The organism is Halanaerobium sp. DL-01, assembly GCF_003338615.1.
Lineage (GTDB): Bacteria > Bacillota > Halanaerobiia > Halanaerobiales > Halanaerobiaceae > QPJE01.
This window is the reverse complement of record NZ_QPJN01000022.1, coordinates 24,682-42,986: the sequence shown is the minus strand read 5'-3', so window position 1 is coordinate 42,986 and position 18,305 is coordinate 24,682. Positions and strand designations below refer to the sequence as shown.

The 18,305-nt window shown below is 32.1% G+C and carries 19 protein-coding genes; 3 read left to right on the top strand and 16 right to left on the bottom strand.

Annotated elements, in window-relative coordinates; genetic code table 11:
• Positions 1 to 183 precede the first annotated feature (183 nt).
• Both DER71_RS08425 and DER71_RS08420 read right to left on the bottom strand, forming a co-directional pair.
• Positions 184 to 1,692 carry an ABC transporter substrate-binding protein gene (locus tag DER71_RS08425; RefSeq protein ID WP_114458080.1) on the bottom strand — a complete coding sequence of 503 codons (1,509 nt, stop codon included), beginning with the start codon at positions 1,690 to 1,692 and terminating at the stop codon, positions 184 to 186.
• A gap of 693 nt (positions 1,693 to 2,385) precedes the next feature.
• Positions 2,386 to 3,060 carry an HD domain-containing protein gene (locus DER71_RS08420; protein ID WP_114458079.1) on the bottom strand — a complete coding sequence of 225 codons (675 nt, stop codon included), beginning with the start codon at positions 3,058 to 3,060 and terminating at the stop codon, positions 2,386 to 2,388.
• A gap of 160 nt (positions 3,061 to 3,220) precedes the next feature.
• Between DER71_RS08420 and DER71_RS12075 the strand changes: the two genes are divergently transcribed.
• A complete protein-coding gene (locus DER71_RS12075) occupies positions 3,221 to 3,373 on the top strand; it encodes a hypothetical protein (protein WP_199505572.1) in 153 nt (50 codons plus the stop codon).
• Positions 3,374 to 3,524: 151 nt separating this feature from the next.
• On the opposite strand, the gene DER71_RS08415 is transcribed toward DER71_RS12075, so the two are convergent.
• Together DER71_RS08415 and DER71_RS08410 are read right to left on the bottom strand one after the other, a co-directional pair.
• Positions 3,525 to 3,758 carry a hypothetical protein gene (locus tag DER71_RS08415; protein WP_114458078.1) on the bottom strand — a complete coding sequence of 78 codons (234 nt, stop codon included), beginning with the start codon at positions 3,756 to 3,758 and terminating at the stop codon, positions 3,525 to 3,527.
• A 101-nt stretch (positions 3,759 to 3,859) separates the two neighbouring features.
• Positions 3,860 to 4,042 (bottom strand): cob(I)yrinic acid a,c-diamide adenosyltransferase, encoded by a 183-nt coding sequence (locus DER71_RS08410; RefSeq protein ID WP_233487008.1) that lies wholly within the window; start codon positions 4,040 to 4,042, stop codon positions 3,860 to 3,862.
• Positions 4,043 to 4,186: 144 nt separating this feature from the next.
• Between DER71_RS08410 and DER71_RS08405 the strand changes: the two genes are divergently transcribed.
• Positions 4,187 to 5,758, top strand: a complete 1,572-nt coding sequence (locus tag DER71_RS08405) for a flagellar hook-length control protein FliK (protein WP_114458076.1) — start codon at positions 4,187 to 4,189, stop codon at positions 5,756 to 5,758.
• Positions 5,759 to 5,858: 100 nt separating this feature from the next.
• The gene (locus DER71_RS08400; protein WP_114458075.1) at positions 5,859 to 6,182 is read left to right on the top strand and encodes an EscU/YscU/HrcU family type III secretion system export apparatus switch protein; all 324 of its coding nucleotides are present in this window, start codon (positions 5,859 to 5,861) and stop codon (positions 6,180 to 6,182) included.
• Between the two features lie 70 nt (positions 6,183 to 6,252).
• Here the strand turns inward: DER71_RS08400 and typA are convergent, their stop codons facing one another.
• The 12 genes from typA to DER71_RS08340 all read right to left on the bottom strand — a co-directional run bounded on the left by typA (position 6,253) and on the right by DER71_RS08340 (position 18,112).
• On the bottom strand, positions 6,253 to 8,058 hold the full coding sequence (gene typA / locus DER71_RS08395; RefSeq protein ID WP_114458074.1) for a translational GTPase TypA: 1,806 nt from the start codon (positions 8,056 to 8,058) through the stop codon (positions 6,253 to 6,255).
• A gap of 199 nt (positions 8,059 to 8,257) precedes the next feature.
• Entirely contained in the window at positions 8,258 to 8,461 is a 204-nt protein-coding gene (locus DER71_RS08390; protein WP_013406635.1) for a cold shock domain-containing protein, read from the bottom strand.
• Between the two features lie 202 nt (positions 8,462 to 8,663).
• Entirely contained in the window at positions 8,664 to 9,125 is a 462-nt protein-coding gene (locus tag DER71_RS12395) for a hypothetical protein (RefSeq protein ID WP_114458073.1), read from the bottom strand.
• A gap of 18 nt (positions 9,126 to 9,143) precedes the next feature.
• Positions 9,144 to 9,671 carry a hypothetical protein gene (locus tag DER71_RS08380; protein WP_114458072.1) on the bottom strand — a complete coding sequence of 176 codons (528 nt, stop codon included), beginning with the start codon at positions 9,669 to 9,671 and terminating at the stop codon, positions 9,144 to 9,146.
• A gap of 103 nt (positions 9,672 to 9,774) precedes the next feature.
• Positions 9,775 to 10,230 carry a chemotaxis protein CheX gene (locus tag DER71_RS08375; protein ID WP_114458071.1) on the bottom strand — a complete coding sequence of 152 codons (456 nt, stop codon included), beginning with the start codon at positions 10,228 to 10,230 and terminating at the stop codon, positions 9,775 to 9,777.
• Between the two features lie 2 nt (positions 10,231 to 10,232).
• Complete coding sequence (locus DER71_RS08370) at positions 10,233 to 10,652, bottom strand: bacteriohemerythrin (RefSeq protein WP_114458070.1); 420 nt, start codon at positions 10,650 to 10,652, stop codon at positions 10,233 to 10,235.
• Between the two features lie 227 nt (positions 10,653 to 10,879).
• Complete coding sequence (locus DER71_RS08365; protein WP_114474539.1) at positions 10,880 to 11,776, bottom strand: DMT family transporter; 897 nt, start codon at positions 11,774 to 11,776, stop codon at positions 10,880 to 10,882.
• Between the two features lie 369 nt (positions 11,777 to 12,145).
• The gene (locus tag DER71_RS08360) at positions 12,146 to 12,766 is read right to left on the bottom strand and encodes a Spy/CpxP family protein refolding chaperone (RefSeq protein WP_114458068.1); all 621 of its coding nucleotides are present in this window, start codon (positions 12,764 to 12,766) and stop codon (positions 12,146 to 12,148) included.
• A gap of 182 nt (positions 12,767 to 12,948) precedes the next feature.
• Complete coding sequence (locus DER71_RS08355) at positions 12,949 to 14,064, bottom strand: CBS domain-containing protein (protein ID WP_114458067.1); 1,116 nt, start codon at positions 14,062 to 14,064, stop codon at positions 12,949 to 12,951.
• Between the two features lie 153 nt (positions 14,065 to 14,217).
• Positions 14,218 to 15,837, bottom strand: a complete 1,620-nt coding sequence (locus DER71_RS08350) for a glycoside hydrolase family 10 protein (protein ID WP_233487007.1) — start codon at positions 15,835 to 15,837, stop codon at positions 14,218 to 14,220.
• Positions 15,834 to 17,093, bottom strand: coding sequence for an ABC transporter substrate-binding protein (locus DER71_RS08345; protein WP_114474538.1), 1,260 nt, complete (start codon positions 17,091 to 17,093; stop codon positions 15,834 to 15,836). Before DER71_RS08345 ends, DER71_RS08350 begins: the two co-directional genes overlap by 4 nt.
• A 128-nt stretch (positions 17,094 to 17,221) precedes the next feature.
• Positions 17,222 to 18,112 carry a YegS/Rv2252/BmrU family lipid kinase gene (locus DER71_RS08340; protein WP_233487006.1) on the bottom strand — a complete coding sequence of 297 codons (891 nt, stop codon included), beginning with the start codon at positions 18,110 to 18,112 and terminating at the stop codon, positions 17,222 to 17,224.
• Positions 18,113 to 18,305: the final 193 nt, after the last annotated feature.

Genomic DNA, 18,305 nt, shown 5'->3' with positions numbered 1-18,305 from the left:
GTTCAACTCTATTTCTTCCTTCATTTCGTTAAGATTCATTGACTAAAAATTTCAATATTCCTGCATCTCCCCTTTTTGCAGCAGTATATAAAAAATGGGGAAAGTCCAGTTAAAATCAAAAAACCAGGGGTTTTTTAAACCCCTGGAAAAACAATTGTATTACATTAATTTTTAAAATAAATATTACTTAAATCCTATTTCATACGGTTTCAAATATTTATTTGGTCTTGGTGTCCAGTCTATATAATTCTGTACAGCATATATCTGCTGCTGAAAATGCAGAGGAATCTGTGCAACATCATCCATTGCAATCTTAACAGCCTGCTGCATAAGTTTAAGTCTTTTTTCTGGATCCAGTGTCTGAGCAGCTTCTTCTGTTAATCTGTCAAACTCCTTATTGCTATAGTCTCCAAGATTAAACCGTCCATATTTGCCTTCGGGTGTGTGCAGCAGGGCTTCTAGAGCACTTGCTCCATCACCATTTGTTGACCATCCCAAAAGATAAAACTCTGTGTTTCGAGAAAGCACTTTATCAAAATGGGCAGATTTTGTCTGTACATTAAGCTCCACATTTATCCCTACTCTTGCCAGCTGAATAGCAACTGCCTGTGCTGTCTGTCCGTCATTTATATAACGGTCATTGGAAGAATCAAGCTGTATGGTAAAACCATCTGGATATCCTGCTTCAGCCAGAAGTTCCTTGGCTTTTTCTGGATCATATTCCAGCCTTTCTATATTAGGATTATATCCAAAAACAAACTCTGGAAAAAACTGTGATGCTGGATATGCGTGCCCATTCATTACATGTTCAACTATGGCATCTTCATTAATCGCATGATAAATTGCTTTTCTAACTCTAACATCAGCCAGAGGACCTTCAGTTGTTTCCATACCAAGGAAGATAAGTCGCAGATCAGGAAGTGTAATTACTTCAACACCTCCATTTTCCTTTATATTTTCAACATCCTGTACTGGTAAATCAATCAATATATCTACTTCTCCGCTCAGCAGTGCTGCAACTCTTGTCGCTGGATTTGTAATCGGACGCAGTATAACCCTATCTACTTCAGGTTTTTCCCTCCAGTAATCTTCAAAAAATGTCAGCACCATTTCTTCATCTTTTTCCCAGGATTCAACCATATATGGTCCTGTCCCAACTGGATTATTCTGCATGTGGGAATCAGTGTTTGCTTCTGTATAATCTTTAGAATACATAACTACTGACTGCAGCTTTCTTGCCAGAATAGGTGTCGGATAAAGTGTTTTGAATTCTATTGTATATTCATCTATTATATTTACTTCTTCTATATCTGCTACATAAGATTTCATCTGTGACTTGGGATGATTTTGGGCCCTTTCAATAGAAAACTTAACGTCTTCGGCTGTAAATTCTTCTCCATTATGAAACTTTACACCTTTACGCAGATTAAATATCCAGGTGGTATCATCTACAGCTTCCCATGATTCTGCCAGTCCTGGTATAACGTTCATCTCTTTATCGAAAAATGTAAGCGGTTCAGATATCATATGATTTACAGAGTTTGTCGGTGTTTCACTAAGCATATATGCATCAAGTGTCAGTGCATCATTGGAAGTTGCAATAGTAACAGTTTTTGCAAACACTCCACTGCTAAAAGCAGCCATCATAATTACAAAAATAATAAAGATAGAAATTTTCTTAAAATTACACATTTTATTCTCTCCTTCTCTCTTCTTCTGATAAAATTATTTTAATTTTTTTAATCTGACAAATTTTGTTCTTGACATACTCTTTACTTTAAATAATTATTTTCTAATTTTCTAAATACTACTTTACTCATTTTCTTAATAAATAAATTATTAATTAAATTTGCCAATTCTGCTTATCACCCCCTAAATAAAACAAAATTACCTTCTGACTTCTTTATTACAGTAAAGTTAAATTTTATTGATGTCGGAAATTATGAATCCAGAAATTTTATCTACATTCCTGTAAAAGTATAATTTACTATATAAAATAAAAAACCCTTTTTCAAAGAAAAAAGGGATACCATCTTTGATGGCTTAAGCCTGCCTTCTGCTGAGACAGACTGCCGAATTAACGATCAGCAATAACGCCAAACCCTAGCAGCTTTTATCAGCCTTCAGCTTTGGAACTCTCAGGTGAGTTTTCATTATACTTTCTTCAGCAGCTCTCAGCTTACCTGCTTCTCTGTAAAAGAAAATTGCATAATTACTTTTCCTGTTCAACATTTATCAGTTTATTAATATTTTTAATAACAATAACAAAAATAATTTGATTTGTCAATAAAAAATTTCTGCAAAAACTCATCATAATATTTTTCTACCAAAAACATACAGTAAATTTAAAATATATTTTCCCAGTCTTTAAAACCGCTGCTAAAACTACTCCTGGTAATTTACATGACCCAATAATTCTAAATCATTTATCAGCAGTCTAAAACGACATCCTAAATATGAAGCAGCTTCCTTACACATCTCCATTCTGTAAAGATAGATTTCAAAATAGTCCATAACCTGACTTATGGAAGAATCATAATCAATTTTTAGAGTTATTGTTTTATCTTCAGAATCAACTTCTATTTCTGAGTTTTGAATAGCAAGATTAACTCTATCATGAATAAAAGTAGAGTCTTTTTTATTTACCCTAGTTCTATGTGCATCACTTTTATCAGCCAGAATAAGTGCTGCTGTAATTGGGCTAACTGCTTTCCCGATATCTACATCATGATTCGCAATTGCAGTAGTAACTGCAGTTATTTCTTCTAAAGGTACCCCTATATTTCTTAGTTCTGTATAAACAATATTGGCTCCAGATATTCCGTGGTGTTTTCTGTTGAACATATTACCAATATCATGTAAATAACCAGTAATTGCTCCCAGCTCTACCAATCTATCATCATAATCCAGCTCTCTGAGAATAAATTCAGTATATTTTGAAACATAATTTACATGACGAAATCCATGTTCAGTATAACCTTTTTCCGAAAGATAGCTGTTAGCCTGTTTTATCATATGTTTAAAATCTTTATTTTCTTTAACATCTTTTAATGTCAGCATAATCTGTACCTCCTTTTATATTTATAGTTCCGTCAAATCTAATAGTTTAAAGTCCAAAATTACTGTTATATATTTAAAAAGTAAATAAGTTAACTATATTATACTATTGTATTGATATATTGTCAACTATATAGTATAATAATTGTAGGAGGTGTTCAGTATGCCAAGAAAATCAGTCAACACTACTTTAAATGAAGAATTATATAAGAAAATTAGAATATTAGCTCTAAAAAAAGATTGCAATGCTAATGATTTAATGGAAGAAGGTATGAAGATGGTACTTAATAAGTATGAGAACCAGGAAAAAGAATAATTTTAAAGTAATATTTAATTACTTCAAAATTAGGCACTATTCATCCGTGAGGGCAATTCCGTCAGGATTTCTAGTGCCTAACTTCTATAACATAATATAGCATATTTCTCTATCTATATCAAAATTTATCTAATAAGGATTATTTTATAAATTAAATCAAAATATTTTTAATTTCTTCTGGAGAAATGAGCTTATCATCAAAATATATAACCAGCTGTTCTTTAGCAAGTTCAAATTGATCTACAGCATCAATACTAAGTAATTTCTTTTCCAATTCATCTCTGCTGAGTTTAGTTTCTGAATAATTTAATTTATACTGTACCATATAATCCACAACTTGTTTATCATTATGTCCACATGAACAGTTTCCACAGCACTTTCCCATATATTTTACCCCCTTTTTTAAAATTAAATTTATCTCCACTACTTTTCTATACCTTCACAAGCTTTAATACCCTGCTGATAAAAATGTTTAATCTCCACTTTTCAATATACGGCTAGCCTAACTTCTTTTAAGCCCCGAGGAGCAGCTTTACTGTCTTTTTCTTCAGGTTCATTGACAATAAAACAGTCAAGACCATACTGTTCTATATCAATATTTTCTATCCTAAATGCCAGACCTATTGCTGGAGTAGTCTTTCCTTTACCACTACCTGTATACAAATGCACTATTCACCGCAATATTATTACCTCCTGCTTAATTTATCTTCTTTCTCTATTAGTATACAACATTGAAAAAGGATTTCAACAAAATATCGCGAAAGTTTAAAGTAGAAGTTTATTTTTATAATATTTTATTATAGGGTGAAAATTATGGATTTAGGGTCTCTACAGCCAATTAGAAAAGTGGATATAGGTATATTAAAACAGGCACTAAACACAGATAACATTACAACAGATGAAGGTAAAACAGAAACTGCAGAAACCCAACTTCTGCCTGAAATCTTTCGTCTGCTGGCTTCGCTGGAAGATGAAAGTCAGAATATGCTTTTAAGCAGCTGGGCCAAACTAGAAATGCCATTAGGTGAAGAGACTGTGCAGAATCTCTTGAGTTATCTCGCCCAAAATCCTGCAGATAGTGAAGGAGAAAAACTTTCTGTTATTAAAGCTTTTGCTTTTTTAGAAAAGAGCACTCTTCCATATTCAGATAAAATAATTAATGCCTTAAAGACAATTTTTTCTCATCAGAACAATTTGAGCAGCCTTTTGAACAACATTGTAAACAGACCATCTTTATTAAACAGTGAAAACACAAAAAATCTACTTTCTCAGTTGGATTCACAAAAACTTTTATCTGTTTTTGAAAATGTTAATACAGAAATTTCGGGCCAGAATTCGATTCAAAATGGAAATACTTTTTCAGAAAAAAATTATAATTCCGATCAGATAGAGAGCTTACTCAAAAATATGGAAAACACAAATCCCAAATTAGCAGATTCAATCAGCAGACTGGAAACAGAAACAAAAAATATAGTTCTTTCCAGCTGGGATAAGATAAGTAGTGATTTTAAAAGCAGAACAGTTAACTTTCTCAGTGACTTTTTAAATAATAATAATTTTAGCAGTAATGAAAAACTACTTACTATCAAATCACTTTTATTTATGAAAAAAAATAATATCCCGCTTACAGAAAATTTAACAAAAATCATTATGGATAAATTTTCACAGCATAAAACTTACTTTTTAGCAGAAAATACAGACATTAAAGATGAAATACTGAGTACCTCAAATGAAAATCTAAAAAATCCAATCAGCAAAAATGATCTCAGTATTAAATTAAATAATACACCAGCCCAAATAGCTGAACAGCTGGAACTTATATCGGAAAAAAAAGGAGAGATTTTTTCTCTTTTAAATAGAATTGCTGAACATGGAGAAGAAAAAACTGCAGCTGAAATAATACTGGGAGAAAAAATAATTAATCTAGAAAAAAATCAGGAACTCAATCCTGCTCTTCTAGCTTTAGAAATACCTGTACAGATAGCAGATAACAAAAACCTTAAACCTTTTTATTTAAAAATAGAAGATTCAAACAGAAATAAAACTGAAATGGATTCTAAAAGCGCTTTTAAAATAACTTTTATTATAGAGCTGAAAAATTTGGGTTTTATTCAGAGTAATATAAGTATTGAAGGAAGTACAATAAGTGGAGAATTTTTTGCAGAATCTGAAACTGCCGCTGAAATAATAGATGCCAATATAGAGCTTTTAAAAACCAGCTTAAATAAAATTAATTATCACCTGGAAAGTTTAAGTATAGATGTTTTAGAAGATGCGGATAAAAATATTGATGGAAATAAATTTTATAATGAGCTTGTACTCAATGAATTAAATAACATTCAATTTGAAGCAAATAAATATACACATATTGATGTTAAAATCTGACTTCAGCTAATTTTTATTTCTTAAAATGCAAAAATATTTATTGAAACACCTGTTCTGATTTATGCAAAAATCTATTATTTAGATTAAAGGAGCTAAAAATATGTCTTCTGCAAATAATTCAAATATAAATCAAGATAATGATACAGCTAAAAACAGCATAAAAGATAAAAAATCCGTTGCCCTAAAATATAATAAAAATAAAGATAGTGCTCCAAAAGTAATTGCAAGTGGCAAAGGCAGTATAGCAGAAAAAATTTTAAAAAAAGCACGAGAAGAAAATATCCCTATCAAAAATGACTCAGATATTGTCGAAGTACTGGCCAAACTTGATATTGGTGAAGAAATTCCTGAAGATCTATACCGCGTAATAGCTGAAATTCTTTCTTTTGTCTATAGTCTGGACGAAAAATACAGGCAGTTTTAAACTACCTGTATTATCTTTATCAAATAATTTATTTAATTATAATTTTTCTTTCTATCTCCTATTTTAAAAACTATTTGTTATCTCTTAAACGCATCTTTTCATTGAGTATCTTTTTTCTCAGCCTTATTGCTTCCGGAGTAATTTCAACTAATTCATCATCATCAATAAATTCTAGAGCAGTCTCCAGTGTAAACTTTTTAGCCGGTGCAAGGCTGATATTATCATCAGAACCAGAAGCCCGCATATTGGTTTGTTTCTTGTTTTTACATGGATTTACTGTTAGATCATTATCTCTATTGTGAAGACCTATAATCATACCTTCATAAACTTTAGTACCTGGTTCAACAAAAATTTCTCCTCTTTCTTCAAGATTGGAAAGGGCATAACTCATTGCTGTCCCAGCTTGATTGGAAATTAAAACACCGTTCTGACGTTGTGGTACTTTCCCTTTGTAAGGTTCATATCTGGCAAAAGATCTAATTAAAGTTCCTTCACCTCGAGTATCGTTTATAAATTCACTTCGAAAACCAATTAAACCTCTTGTAGGCACCATATATTCTAAACGAATATAATCATTTTCCGGCAGCATTGACTGCATTAAGCCTTTTCTCTGGTTAAGCTTATTAATTACTGTTCCTGAATATTTTTCAGGCACCTCCAAAATAACTTTCTCTATTGGTTCATTTTTTCGTCCATCTATTGTTTTCATCAAAACCTCAGGTTTGGAGACAGAAACTTCATACCCTTCTCTCCTCATGTTTTCCAGCAGTATCGAAAGGTGAAGTTCTCCTCTACCAGAAACTTTAAAAGCTTCTGCACTTTCTGCTTTTTTAACCCTGAGCCCAACATTTACTTCAAGTTCTCTTTCTAGTCTAGCCTTTAAATGACGGGTAGTAAGATATTCCCCTTCCTGACCGGCGAATGGAGAATCATTAACCAGAAAATACATAGCAAGTGTGGGTTCTGCAATTTCTATCATCGGCATAGGAATAACATTATTAATCTCACAGATCGTCTCACCTATCGATATATCCGGGATACCTGCTACTGATACAATATCTCCACTATATGCTGTTTCAACGGAATTCTGTTTAAGTCCCTCATATACAGAAAGCTTTGTTATTTTACCTCTTTTTATAGTTCCGTCTCTTTTAAAAATATCAACCTGCTGTCCATCTTCAATCCTGCCCTGATATATCCTACCAATTCCTATTCTGCCAAGATAATTATCATAAGCAAGATCATAAACCTGCATCTGCAGTGGTTTATCATCATAATCCGGATAGATATTTATATTATCAATAATAGTTTCAAAAAGAGGAGTCAGATCCTCACTTTCTTTTTCAAGATTGTAAAATGCTTTTCCTTCAACTGCAATACCATATATAACTGGAAATTCTAACTGCTCATCATCTGCAGCTAAATCAATAAACAGATCAAGTATTTCATCTTTAACTTCTTCTGCTCGCTCATTATTTTTATCTATTTTATTAATAAATACAATCGGTTTAATACCCTTTTCCAAGGATTTTTTTAGAACAAATCTTGTCTGAGGCATTGGCCCTTCAGAAGCATCCACAATCAAAATAGCAGAATCAACTGCTTTAATAACTCGTTCCACTTCAGAAGAAAAATCAGCATGGCCTGGAGTATCAACTATATTTATTTTTACACCATTATATTCTATGGCACAATTTTTAGAATAAATGGTAATTCCTCTTTCTCTCTCTAAATCATTACTATCCATTACACAGTCAACAACTTCTTCATTTTCCCTAAAGACTCCACTCTGATTCAAAAAGGCATCCACCAGAGTTGATTTACCTGCATCAACATGTGCAATTACAGCTAAATTAATTATCTCTTTTTTATTCATATTAAAACCTTTCTATATAAAGCCGAATTTTTATCTATTCTAAATTTTAAACTCAAAGAAATTTTGAACTGATCCGGCAGTTTAACACTGCTGAATTTTGAATATTAATCTTCTAAAAAACTTTTTCTATCAACAAAAAACCCTGATTACATTACGCAATCAGGGTTTCTGTTTCTATATTATAAAACTTTAACTTGCTTTATAATTTAACGATATTAGCAGCTTGTGGGCCGCGATCGCCTTCCACGATTTCAAATTCTACTTCCTGACCTTCGTCAAGATTTTTGAAACCTTCCTCTTCAATTGCTGAGAAGTGTGCGAACACGTCGTCTCCATCTTCTCTTTCAATAAATCCAAATCCTTTTTTCCCATCAAACCACTTTACTGTTCCTGTGTAAATCATTAAATAAATTCCTCCTATTTTTTAACGATGGAAATCTTACTTATTTTTTTTCTCCATCTCCAACAGTATAGCATTCTTATATGTTTCTGTCAACTATTATCTAAATTTATTTTTTAATAATTCTACTATTACCATATTCCCGCATATTTTTAGTTATTTTTAACATATTAATCTTCAAAAACTCCCAGTCTTATAGAATAATCTATTTTACCTTTATTCCTTTAGCTGTAATATCTATAACTTTATCTTTATATAATCCACCAATAGCCTTTTTGAAAGTATTTTTGCTCATCTGCAGTTCTTTTTTTATTTTTTCAGGAGAACTATTATCATTTAGAGTTAAATATCCATTTTTAGCCTTTAGCTTATCCATTATTTTTTGCTTTGCATCTTCAACTTTACCATAACCAATTTTTCTTAAGCTTATATCTATCTTATTATCATCCCTTATTTTCTTTATATACCCTTTTGTTCTCATACCTGTACCCAGGTGTTTGTATATATCATCCTCATAAACTAAACCAAAATATTTATTGTTAATAACAACTCTAACTCCCAGATCAGTAAAATGATCTATAAATATATCCACTTCATCTCCAACTTCAAACTCTACATTTTCTGGAGCCTCTTCTATCTGCGAAAAATCGATTTCATTTTTACTCATTTTTGCATCTATCCTTTTTTAATTTTTTAAAGCCACATCTGCCTGATACCACCTAATAAAATCTTCAACAAATTGTTCTGGTAAAAGTTCTAAATATAAAACAACCGGTCCACCTATAGTTTCAGATTCAGATTCAATTATAAATTCTCTCCCAGGAAGTTTATAAATACTCTTATCTATTTTTTTTAATTTTCTTCTGTGAGGAATAGTAAAACCTTCGACTCTTAAAGCAGTAAATTTAACCTCTTTTATATCTTTTCTATTTATTATTTTCATCTCAAAATCTTTATTTCCTTTAATTATAATACTCCTGTTTGTAAGAATAATTTTTTCATTCCAGGTTTCAAAAGTTTTTACTATCAATGGTAATGACTCAAAACTAAAGAGAATTATTCCTGAAAAATAAACAATCCAGATTAAGATTTGCTGATATCTCCCTGTAACTGGATAGAAAAAATCAACTAAAAATCCTGCAATTATTATTCCTACGGGAGTATACATTTTCTCTAAAAATTTAATTTTGCTGTATTCATATATATCTTCCATAATAATTGCTCCTTCATATACTAGTTTGATATATTAATACAACAATATCATTATTAAATAAATTTATCAACAAAAAAGCCCCATCTATTGGGGCAATAGCTGATTAATTTATAGAAAAACTGACATCAAAACTACCAAGATTAGTATCAAATGTAACTGAAAGTACATTTTTTGCATCTGTAACTATCTTTACCTCTTTTCCAGTAACAATCTGTGGTGGTGCAATATCACAGGTGAAATTTTTTTCTGCCAGACTAGTTGTTGCCTTTCCGCTAATTATATTGCCCAGTTCTCCCATAGCAGAAGTCACAAATTTATCCAGCTCTTTCATTTCCATCCCTGACATCGCTTCTACAACTTTAAGTGCCATATCTTTAGAAAAACTATATATAATGGAGCCTTTAATATCTCCAGTAACTCCAATTATCACATTTGCTTCTTTTCTGCTTACAAGCCCTTCCTGTACAAAAACTTTTCCTTTTCTTGGCTCAAGCTGAAGCATTGTCTGAAAAACAGAATCAGTTGCTGCAATTATCGGATTTAAATAATCTGCATTCATTATTATTTTCCCTCCTCAATAGAATTTATATAATCACCAATCTTTTGATCGGTTGAGGCTACATGATTTATCAGCCAGGTGAGCAGCCGCCCGCTGAATTCCATAACAAAATCTTCATTATAGTCATTATTTTTATATTCTTTTTGAAAATCAATTACTTCCTGTTTGAAATTTTCATGTATTTCATGATGTTCTTCATAACCTGGATAATTATATTTTTTCTGAAGAGCTTCTTCAGAATCAAAATGTGTAACTACATATTCTCCCATAAAATCGAGTGTTTTTTCTACTTCTTCTTTTTTTACATCTTTTTCACTATCACTCCTCACAGTTTTAATAAAATTACCAAGCCTTTTAAAAAGTTCCTCATGCTGTTTATCAACAAGTTCTACTCCTATTTTATAATCATCACGCCAGATCATAATTTCACTCCTTCTTATGAATTTAAAATTATTATTAATAATGATTATTATATATTTCTATAATAGCATTTAATTTCCTTCTTAAACCTTATATTTTTTATTATTACAAAGAATATGCATGGCCGCTCTGCTTTTAAAAAAGTAAGGTCAGCTTTAAACAGCTGACCGTGATCGTACTTGTATTATATAATTTACCTTAAAGCAAATATTTAATATTAAAACATATTCTATGAAGCCTGAGAACTGAGTCTTTTTTTCCTTTCCAGCCCAGCTTTTTTCTTTTTCTTCCTCCCGGCCTGAAAATTAATAAATCCAGCCAGTATAATAACAGATCCACCAAAAATACTCAATATATCTGGAATCTCACTGAAAAGAAAAATACCTATTAATGCAGAAAATATTATATTAGAATAAGCATAAATCGATACTTCCCCTGCCGGTACAAGTCTGTAAGCATTAGTAACAAAAAACTGAGCAACTACTCCAAATACACCAACAGCAAATAGAGCCAGCATTTCATTTGCGGTAGGAACCACAAATTTGCCCAAAATCATAAAAGGAATGGACACCAAAGTAGAAAATCCACAAAAATAAAATACTATTGTGTCAGCCGAATCACTTTTCCGCAAATATCTTAAAATTGTATAGGCTGTACCAGCTAAAATCCCGGAACTAAGTGTTACAAGGGCGGGTACTATAGATGCATCAAATCTAGGCTTTATTACAAAAACTGCACCAACTACTGCAAATGCCAGAGCAGCCATCTGTGGTTTTCCAATTTCTTCTTTAAGAAAAACAGCTGCCAGTACAATTATAAAAAACGGGGAAATCTTATTTAGAATAACTGCATCAGCCATCTTAAGCTGAGAAATTCCATAAAAGTAAGCTGCAATACTTAATACCCCGAATAAACTTCTAAACAGCACCATTTTAATATTATTTGCTTTTATGCTGCTTCCATTTTTCCGAATCATATAAGCCGCAATAAACATTCCGATCAAATTTCTAAAAAATATCTTTTCTGCCAGCGGGATCTCACCCAAAAACTTTACTGTTCCTGCCATAAGTGCAAAAAACAGTGAGGACAAAAGCATATAAGCTATGCCCTTTTCATTATCATTCACTTTTAACACCTCTAATTATTTTTATTATTTCCTTATCTGAGTTTTATCATCAGCAATTATACAGGGGTTAAAAGTACTTGTAAAGAGCTTATTGATATTTAATAAAATACTGATATTAATAACAAAATACTTTATGATAAGCACTATAAAAATATATTAAACAGCCTCAGTAATCGATAAAACCTGATATACTGCATTGTTCAATTAAATTATCAATTTATACAAAATTATCACCATATTTTTAATCTTTAGTAATCAAAAAATACTACAGTTAAACACAAAAAAGAATAACCCGGTATATATACCGGATTATTCTAATCTTTTATTTACAATATTCCTGCTGTTTGACTTCAGCCTGGTTAAACAAAATTAATAGCAGAATCCAGGACCCATTCCATAATGTCCATAACCAGGATATCTGTTAAAATCGTTAAATCCTCTTCCCATCCAATGTCCAAAGTTATTATAATTTCCCCGTCCAAAAAAGTTTCTGCCTCGTATACCAGGACCATAACTGCCGTGGGGACCATAGTGTGCATCAAATCTTCCGTAATCTCTTGCCTCAAATCTCTGACCAAAATTATTTCTATTGTTCTCAATTTCTTGCAGCTGTTCTTCTGTCAGCAGTGCTTCTATATCCTGCTGATGTTTTCCACGCATTTTCGCCAGCTTTTCAACTATTACTTCTATTTCGTTCTCAATTGCTCCTATTTCTTCATTACTTGCACCTTTTAGATATAGATCTCTCAAATTCCATCTTAAATTTCTGAGCTGATCTCTCAACTCATCTGTTTCATTATAATACTCTTCTCTCAATTCAGAAATCCTGTCGATTTGATTTTCAGTTAATTCTACAGACTGATATCCAGTACCCACCTGTGGAGCAGCTGTACCCCTGTTCATACCATAACCACCATATGCCATAACAGAACTACCCACTCCAAACAGTGCCAGACTAACAATTAAAATTCCTACTAAAATTTTTCTCATTATTTTCAACCCCTTTAATTTAAAGTTTTATTTTACTTTCTGAATTCATTATAGGAGTTAAATTTGAAGGAATTATGAATTTGAGAAAATAATTTAATTTTTTTTGCATTAATTTTTTCATTTTATACTTCTCAGCAGCTTCAGCACTCTTTTCTTTTTTTCTTTTTTCAATTTGTTAAATTCTAATTCGAAGAGTGATAATTTTCCAGCTGCCTGATTCTAATACCGGTTAAAATATCAGAACGGGTAATTATACCTTTTAACTCATCATCTTCTAAAATTAAAAGCCGACCTATGTCTTTTTGAAATAACAGTTTAAATGCTTCATAAAGCTCATCTTCTGCACTTACAGAATGAATTTCTTTTGACATTATACTCTGAACTGATGTATTTCTGTACTCATCCTGAGGTATCTTTTGTGCATCTTCCATTGTAACCATTCCTACGACCTTTCCATCTCTAACAACGGGGAAACCGGAATGTTTATAATTAAACATATTTTCTATAAGCTGCTGTACACTTATATTTGCAGGCACAGTTTTCACCTCAGTAGTCATTAAATCCGCAACTTTCAGATCGGATAATGCATTTTTTATAGTGCTAAATTGATATTCCTGTGAAGCTCCGATATAAACAAAAAAACCGATAAAGACAAGCAAAAAATTGCCTGTCATAAAACCCACCAGGCCGAAAAAGAAAGCAAATCCTTTCCCTATCTTTGAAGCAAGTTCTGTAGCTTTCAAAGAAGAAGTCCTCTGGGCCAGAAAAGCCCTTAAGATACGTCCCCCATCAGAAGGAAAAGCAGGTAAAAGATTAAAAAGAGCCAGAAAAATATTTAGCTGTCCGGAATAAAGTGTAACAAGCCTGATATCTTCTATAAAAAAGCCGGGAAAAATCAGTGAAAATCCAATCAGTAAAATACCTAATACTAAACTGGTCAGCGGACCACTTGCAGCTATCTGTATCTCTACTTTTGGATCTTTAGAAATATCATCAATATTAGCTACTCCACCAAAAAGCATTAAAGTTATATCATTTATTTTAATATCCTTACTTCTGGCCACAAGCGAATGAGCAAGCTCATGAAAAAGAATACTTATAAACAATATTACCGCCATAATTAATCCCAGCAGGTATGGATTTAAAACAAGTGCACTGCGAGCAATTTCTGTATTTTCACTGAGATAAATAATATTATTTCCAAAAGCCCAGGCAAAAAACGGGAGTATTATAAGCAGACTAATATGAATTTTAACAGGTATACCAAATAATTCTCCAATTGTTAAGGAATTTTTCACTATATTTCCCTCCCCAAAAAATTTATAATATCAACAACTCCTGCCAGCTCAACTTTATCTGTAATTTTTTTTAAAAACAAACTGTGTTACGGCGAGAATAGTAGTTTTTAAGTTCCGGTCTTTCAATTTCATCACCCAAATTTCCTTAATTTATTAATTATCATGCCGCAGCTCCTGCAGATATCTGTAATCAGTTTTAAGTTTTTCTATATCTTTAGATATATTTAATTTTTCAAGATAATTTAAAAAATCTTTTTCAGTATCTAAATTACCTGATAAATTATCCAGCAGATCACTTTCATTTTCAGCTCCGCTTTCTTTTAGTATAAGCTTTATACGCTCTTTAATCACGGCAAAAATCATTTTTTCTGCCTCAGAACTATTCCTATATGGAAGCAGAGCTTTTTTCCTGAAAGGACCTTCTCCTAACATATAATAGTGTTCTTTCGTAAGATGGGCAGCTGCAAATAGTGATAAGCCTGTTCTGTTCAGATTATTAATTTCATCAACCTGTTCTATCACCTGATATGGTGACAATTTAAATACCGAAATCCCTGGATATATGGGGTAATCAAGTTCTTTTGTATCTTCTTGAATCCATTGACTTAGTTCTGAAAATAAATTCTCAGTATATGTCATGGGTAAAACAAAATCCAGATAACCTTCCTTAAGCCAGAGTGACCAGTCCTGCAGCGCCCTATACCTCGCTTCTTCTCTTCCCGGAATTACATCAGCAGAAATTATAAGCCCGGGCTTGATATTTTTCAGCACTGCTGAAGTTTTTTTTACCATCTGTGTAATTAAACTTTCTCTAAATTTATTCCACTCTGCTGACTGACTGCTGCCACTTTTTATTTCAAAAGGATTAATACCGGTTGTTTCTTCAAACAAAGCTGCTGTATTCTCATCAAATCCATAGCTGGCCCTGTATTCTTCTGGAAATCTTATATAATCCAAATTTATACCGGCCAGATCATAGTTTTCTGCCAGGTAGGCATACCGCTTAATCAAAAATGTCCTTACATCTTTTCTGGAAGGACTTAACCAGCTGCTGTTGTGATATGTTACTATATTTCCACTTTTATCTCTGGTAGCCCAGCTAGGATGTTCTTGTAGTATTATTCCCGGCTTACCATGGGTATTTTCGTTGAAAACCCAGACCCAGGCATGAACCTCCATATTCCTTTTTTTAGCTTCTTCAATTATTATTTTTAGAGGGTCTTCAGTCCAGTTTTTAAATCTTTCATCCTGTATAAAAAGTTCATTATCAGGAATTATAGTTTTTCCTTTAAAAAACACTTCCGGAAGGACAGCATTAAAATTTGCCATTTCTGCCATATTCAGAAGTTCTGCAATCCCTTCTCTACCTCCAGCAGCTGCTATAGTACCATTATCAAGCCAGAAAGCCCGAAACTGCACAGGATAGGATTCTAATGTCTGCAATTTTGCCCTATCTGCCATTTCTACTGCCCTTACAGCAGCAGCTTCAACTTCAGCATCTCTGTTATTTTCGTACAATTCCACTGCTTTCTGCAGATATTGTTTTGATTCAGATAAAAAATATTCTGCCTGTTCTTCATTATAGAGTTTAAATTCTAATTCAGCTTTATTTATCTCTCTTTCTGCTCTGCTGATTTCCCTTTCGGCTTCCCTTATTTTCATCAAAACCTGTCTCATTTGCTCTGGCTTAAAGACTGCTGCTGTTGGAATGCTATTTACTACCAGAAAAATTATAGTAAATATTATAATTAATTTAGTTTTATTTTTCATCATTCTGTTTCATTCCCTTTATTTAAAATATCCAGCCAGCCTTTTTCCATCCTGTTAACCGCTTCTTCTGCAGTATTTTTTGACTTGACTGCCCGGCCAAATTCTATATCCATTACTCTAATGAGTTCATCCGCCTGAGGCAGCTTCAATGTCATATCAACCGCTTTTTTGAGCTGCTTTTTAGAAATTTCTCTTACTGCTGATTTAAGTAAATCGCCATTCTTGTTTTTTAAATCTTCTCCACCTGCATTTTTTGCAGATGAAAGAACATTTGCTTTTTCTGCAAATTCTTGCTGAGCTTCAGCTCCAGTTAGATAATGCGCAAATTCAGCTGCTTTTTCAGGATTTTTTGATTTTTTAGGAATTACAACATTCATAAGTGCAGCACTAATTTTTTCTCCTTCTCGAAGAACCAGTGGGGCAGCAGCTGTAACATCATAAATATATGGGGATTCTTCTTTGATTTTATCTATAAACTGTGGTCCCGTAATCAGTATTCCCAGCTCTCCATTAATATATCTTTCTAATGCCAGATTATATCCTCCCGTAAGAGTATCTGCCGGAATTAAATCTTTCTGCATTAAATTCTGATACCACCTTAATATCTCAACAGCTTTTTTAGTATTAAAAGCAGGCATAATTCTGCCATTTTTTTCTGTATAAAGTTCTATACCAGCCTTTATAAATTCATGATGTATCTTTATCTGAGGCATAAATCCATATATTCCTGTATTTTCTTTTATTTTTTCAGCAGTTAATTTTAATTCGTCAATATTTTTAGGATAGTCATTTTCTTCAATTCCAGCAAACATAAAAATTTCTTTATTATACATCATTATCTGTGTACTTAAATACCAGGGAAAAGCATAACTTTTCCCATTAAATACTCCGACCTCCCAAAGACCCTGATAATAATCCTGAGAAAAATCCTTATCAAAATTACTCACAGGATATAACAGATCTTCTTTTACCAGTGAAGTCATTAGTTCAGGAGAAAGATTAACAACATCCGGACTCCTATCTTCTGCCATTCTGTAAAGCAGCTTCTGTTTAACAGCAGAAAAACTATTATCTTCCCATATAATATTTATATCGGGATTTTCTCTTTCATAATTTTCAATTAAATTTTCAAAATACTCATCAAATCTAGGACTTAAATTAATAGTCCAGAACTCTATTTCTGTTTTTTCAGCAGATAAAGTTTTGCCAGCAGAAAAAACAGTTATTATTATAATTAAAATAAATAATATTTTTTTCATAAATTTCCCACCTAATAATTCTACGTTACCTCAAATCTAACTGATAATAATTATCAAAATTTGATTTGTAAACTGATTATTTCAACTGTATAAAACACTTCGCTGATTTTTGCTTTGATATCGTAAATTCAACCTATAAAAACCTTAAGACTTTTAGGAAAAATATTTATTTCCAGTGGTATAGAAGGACCTTTTTCTCCATCAACATCACAAAATTCTGTATTACAGTCCTCTTTTAGACATTCTATCTTAAAGTAATTATCCTGAAGATAAATGAGATTTTCACTCTCAACTTTTTCTCCCTGAAACAGCCGGGCTGCTGCAGATGTTAATTTTATCAAGTTGCCTACTTTAACTCCAATAAAATCAAATACTCCATCATCTATGGCCGCTTTTTGAGCCACATTTTTAAATCCACCCGCTCCTTTACTGTTGAAAATAAAATATACTAAAAAATCACCCTCAAGTACTTTTTTAGAAGTTGTAATTTTTAAAGGCATCGGTTTTACCTTCGGCAGTTCGGTGACTCCATGCAGATAATATGCTACTTTACCGAGCCTGTTTTTAAGTTCAGTATCTGTCCCATGAGATATATTGGATATAACTCCACCCACACATACATTTAAAAAATACTGTTTATTTACACAGCCAATATCTATTTCTTTTATATTGTGTTCTAATATTTTATCAAAGCTTTTTTCGATGTTCTGTGTCATTCCCAAATAAGAAGCAAAATCATTGACTGTACCTGCAGGAATAATCGCAAGGGGAAGATCTATCTTTTTCTTTTTCATTACATTTAACATCTGATTAGCAGATCCATCACCACCTGCGACAGCAATAAAGCTGAAGTTTTCATCTATATTTTTAAGACCTCTACCAAAATCTCCTGGCTCCATACTGCGGAATATATCTACTTTATAACCGGCTTTCTGAAATTTTTCTATAAAACTATCTAAATATCTGGGAAAAGATCGATCCCCAGCATATGGATTATAAACTAATTTTACTTTTTTCACTATAAAACAATACCTCCCTTTACGTATTATACCACATCTATTGTTATATAAACTATTCAAATAAGATCTTATTATGAACTTTTTCTAATATATCAGAATCTATTGCTAATCTTGTCAAAATATTGAGATTATTGTTATACTCTTAATAGAAGATGTGTCCACCACAAAGGAAGATGTCTACATCTTTCAGAAG

Coding starts and splice junctions, on each gene's coding strand:
- DER71_RS08420 (WP_114458079.1), bottom strand. CDS start 3,060: ATGCTGACATTAAAAGATGTTAAAGAAAATAAAGATTTTAAACATATG.
- DER71_RS08360 (WP_114458068.1), bottom strand. CDS start 12,766: ATGAGAAAAATTTTAGTAGGAATTTTAATTGTTAGTCTGGCACTGTTT.
- DER71_RS08350 (WP_233487007.1), bottom strand. CDS start 15,837: ATGATGAAAAATAAAACTAAATTAATTATAATATTTACTATAATTTTT.
- DER71_RS08345 (WP_114474538.1), bottom strand. CDS start 17,093: ATGAAAAAAATATTATTTATTTTAATTATAATAATAACTGTTTTTTCT.
- DER71_RS08390 (WP_013406635.1), bottom strand. CDS start 8,461: ATGATTTACACAGGAACAGTAAAGTGGTTTGATGGGAAAAAAGGATTT.
- DER71_RS12395 (WP_114458073.1), bottom strand. CDS start 9,125: ATGAGTAAAAATGAAATCGATTTTTCGCAGATAGAAGAGGCTCCAGAA.
- DER71_RS12075 (WP_199505572.1), top strand. CDS start 3,221: ATGCCAAGAAAATCAGTCAACACTACTTTAAATGAAGAATTATATAAG.
- DER71_RS08380 (WP_114458072.1), bottom strand. CDS start 9,671: ATGGAAGATATATATGAATACAGCAAAATTAAATTTTTAGAGAAAATG.
- DER71_RS08405 (WP_114458076.1), top strand. CDS start 4,187: ATGGATTTAGGGTCTCTACAGCCAATTAGAAAAGTGGATATAGGTATA.
- DER71_RS08400 (WP_114458075.1), top strand. CDS start 5,859: ATGTCTTCTGCAAATAATTCAAATATAAATCAAGATAATGATACAGCT.
- DER71_RS08415 (WP_114458078.1), bottom strand. CDS start 3,758: ATGGGAAAGTGCTGTGGAAACTGTTCATGTGGACATAATGATAAACAA.
- DER71_RS08425 (WP_114458080.1), bottom strand. CDS start 1,692: ATGTGTAATTTTAAGAAAATTTCTATCTTTATTATTTTTGTAATTATG.
- typA (WP_114458074.1), bottom strand. CDS start 8,058: ATGAATAAAAAAGAGATAATTAATTTAGCTGTAATTGCACATGTTGAT.
- DER71_RS08375 (WP_114458071.1), bottom strand. CDS start 10,230: ATGAATGCAGATTATTTAAATCCGATAATTGCAGCAACTGATTCTGTT.
- DER71_RS08370 (WP_114458070.1), bottom strand. CDS start 10,652: ATGATCTGGCGTGATGATTATAAAATAGGAGTAGAACTTGTTGATAAA.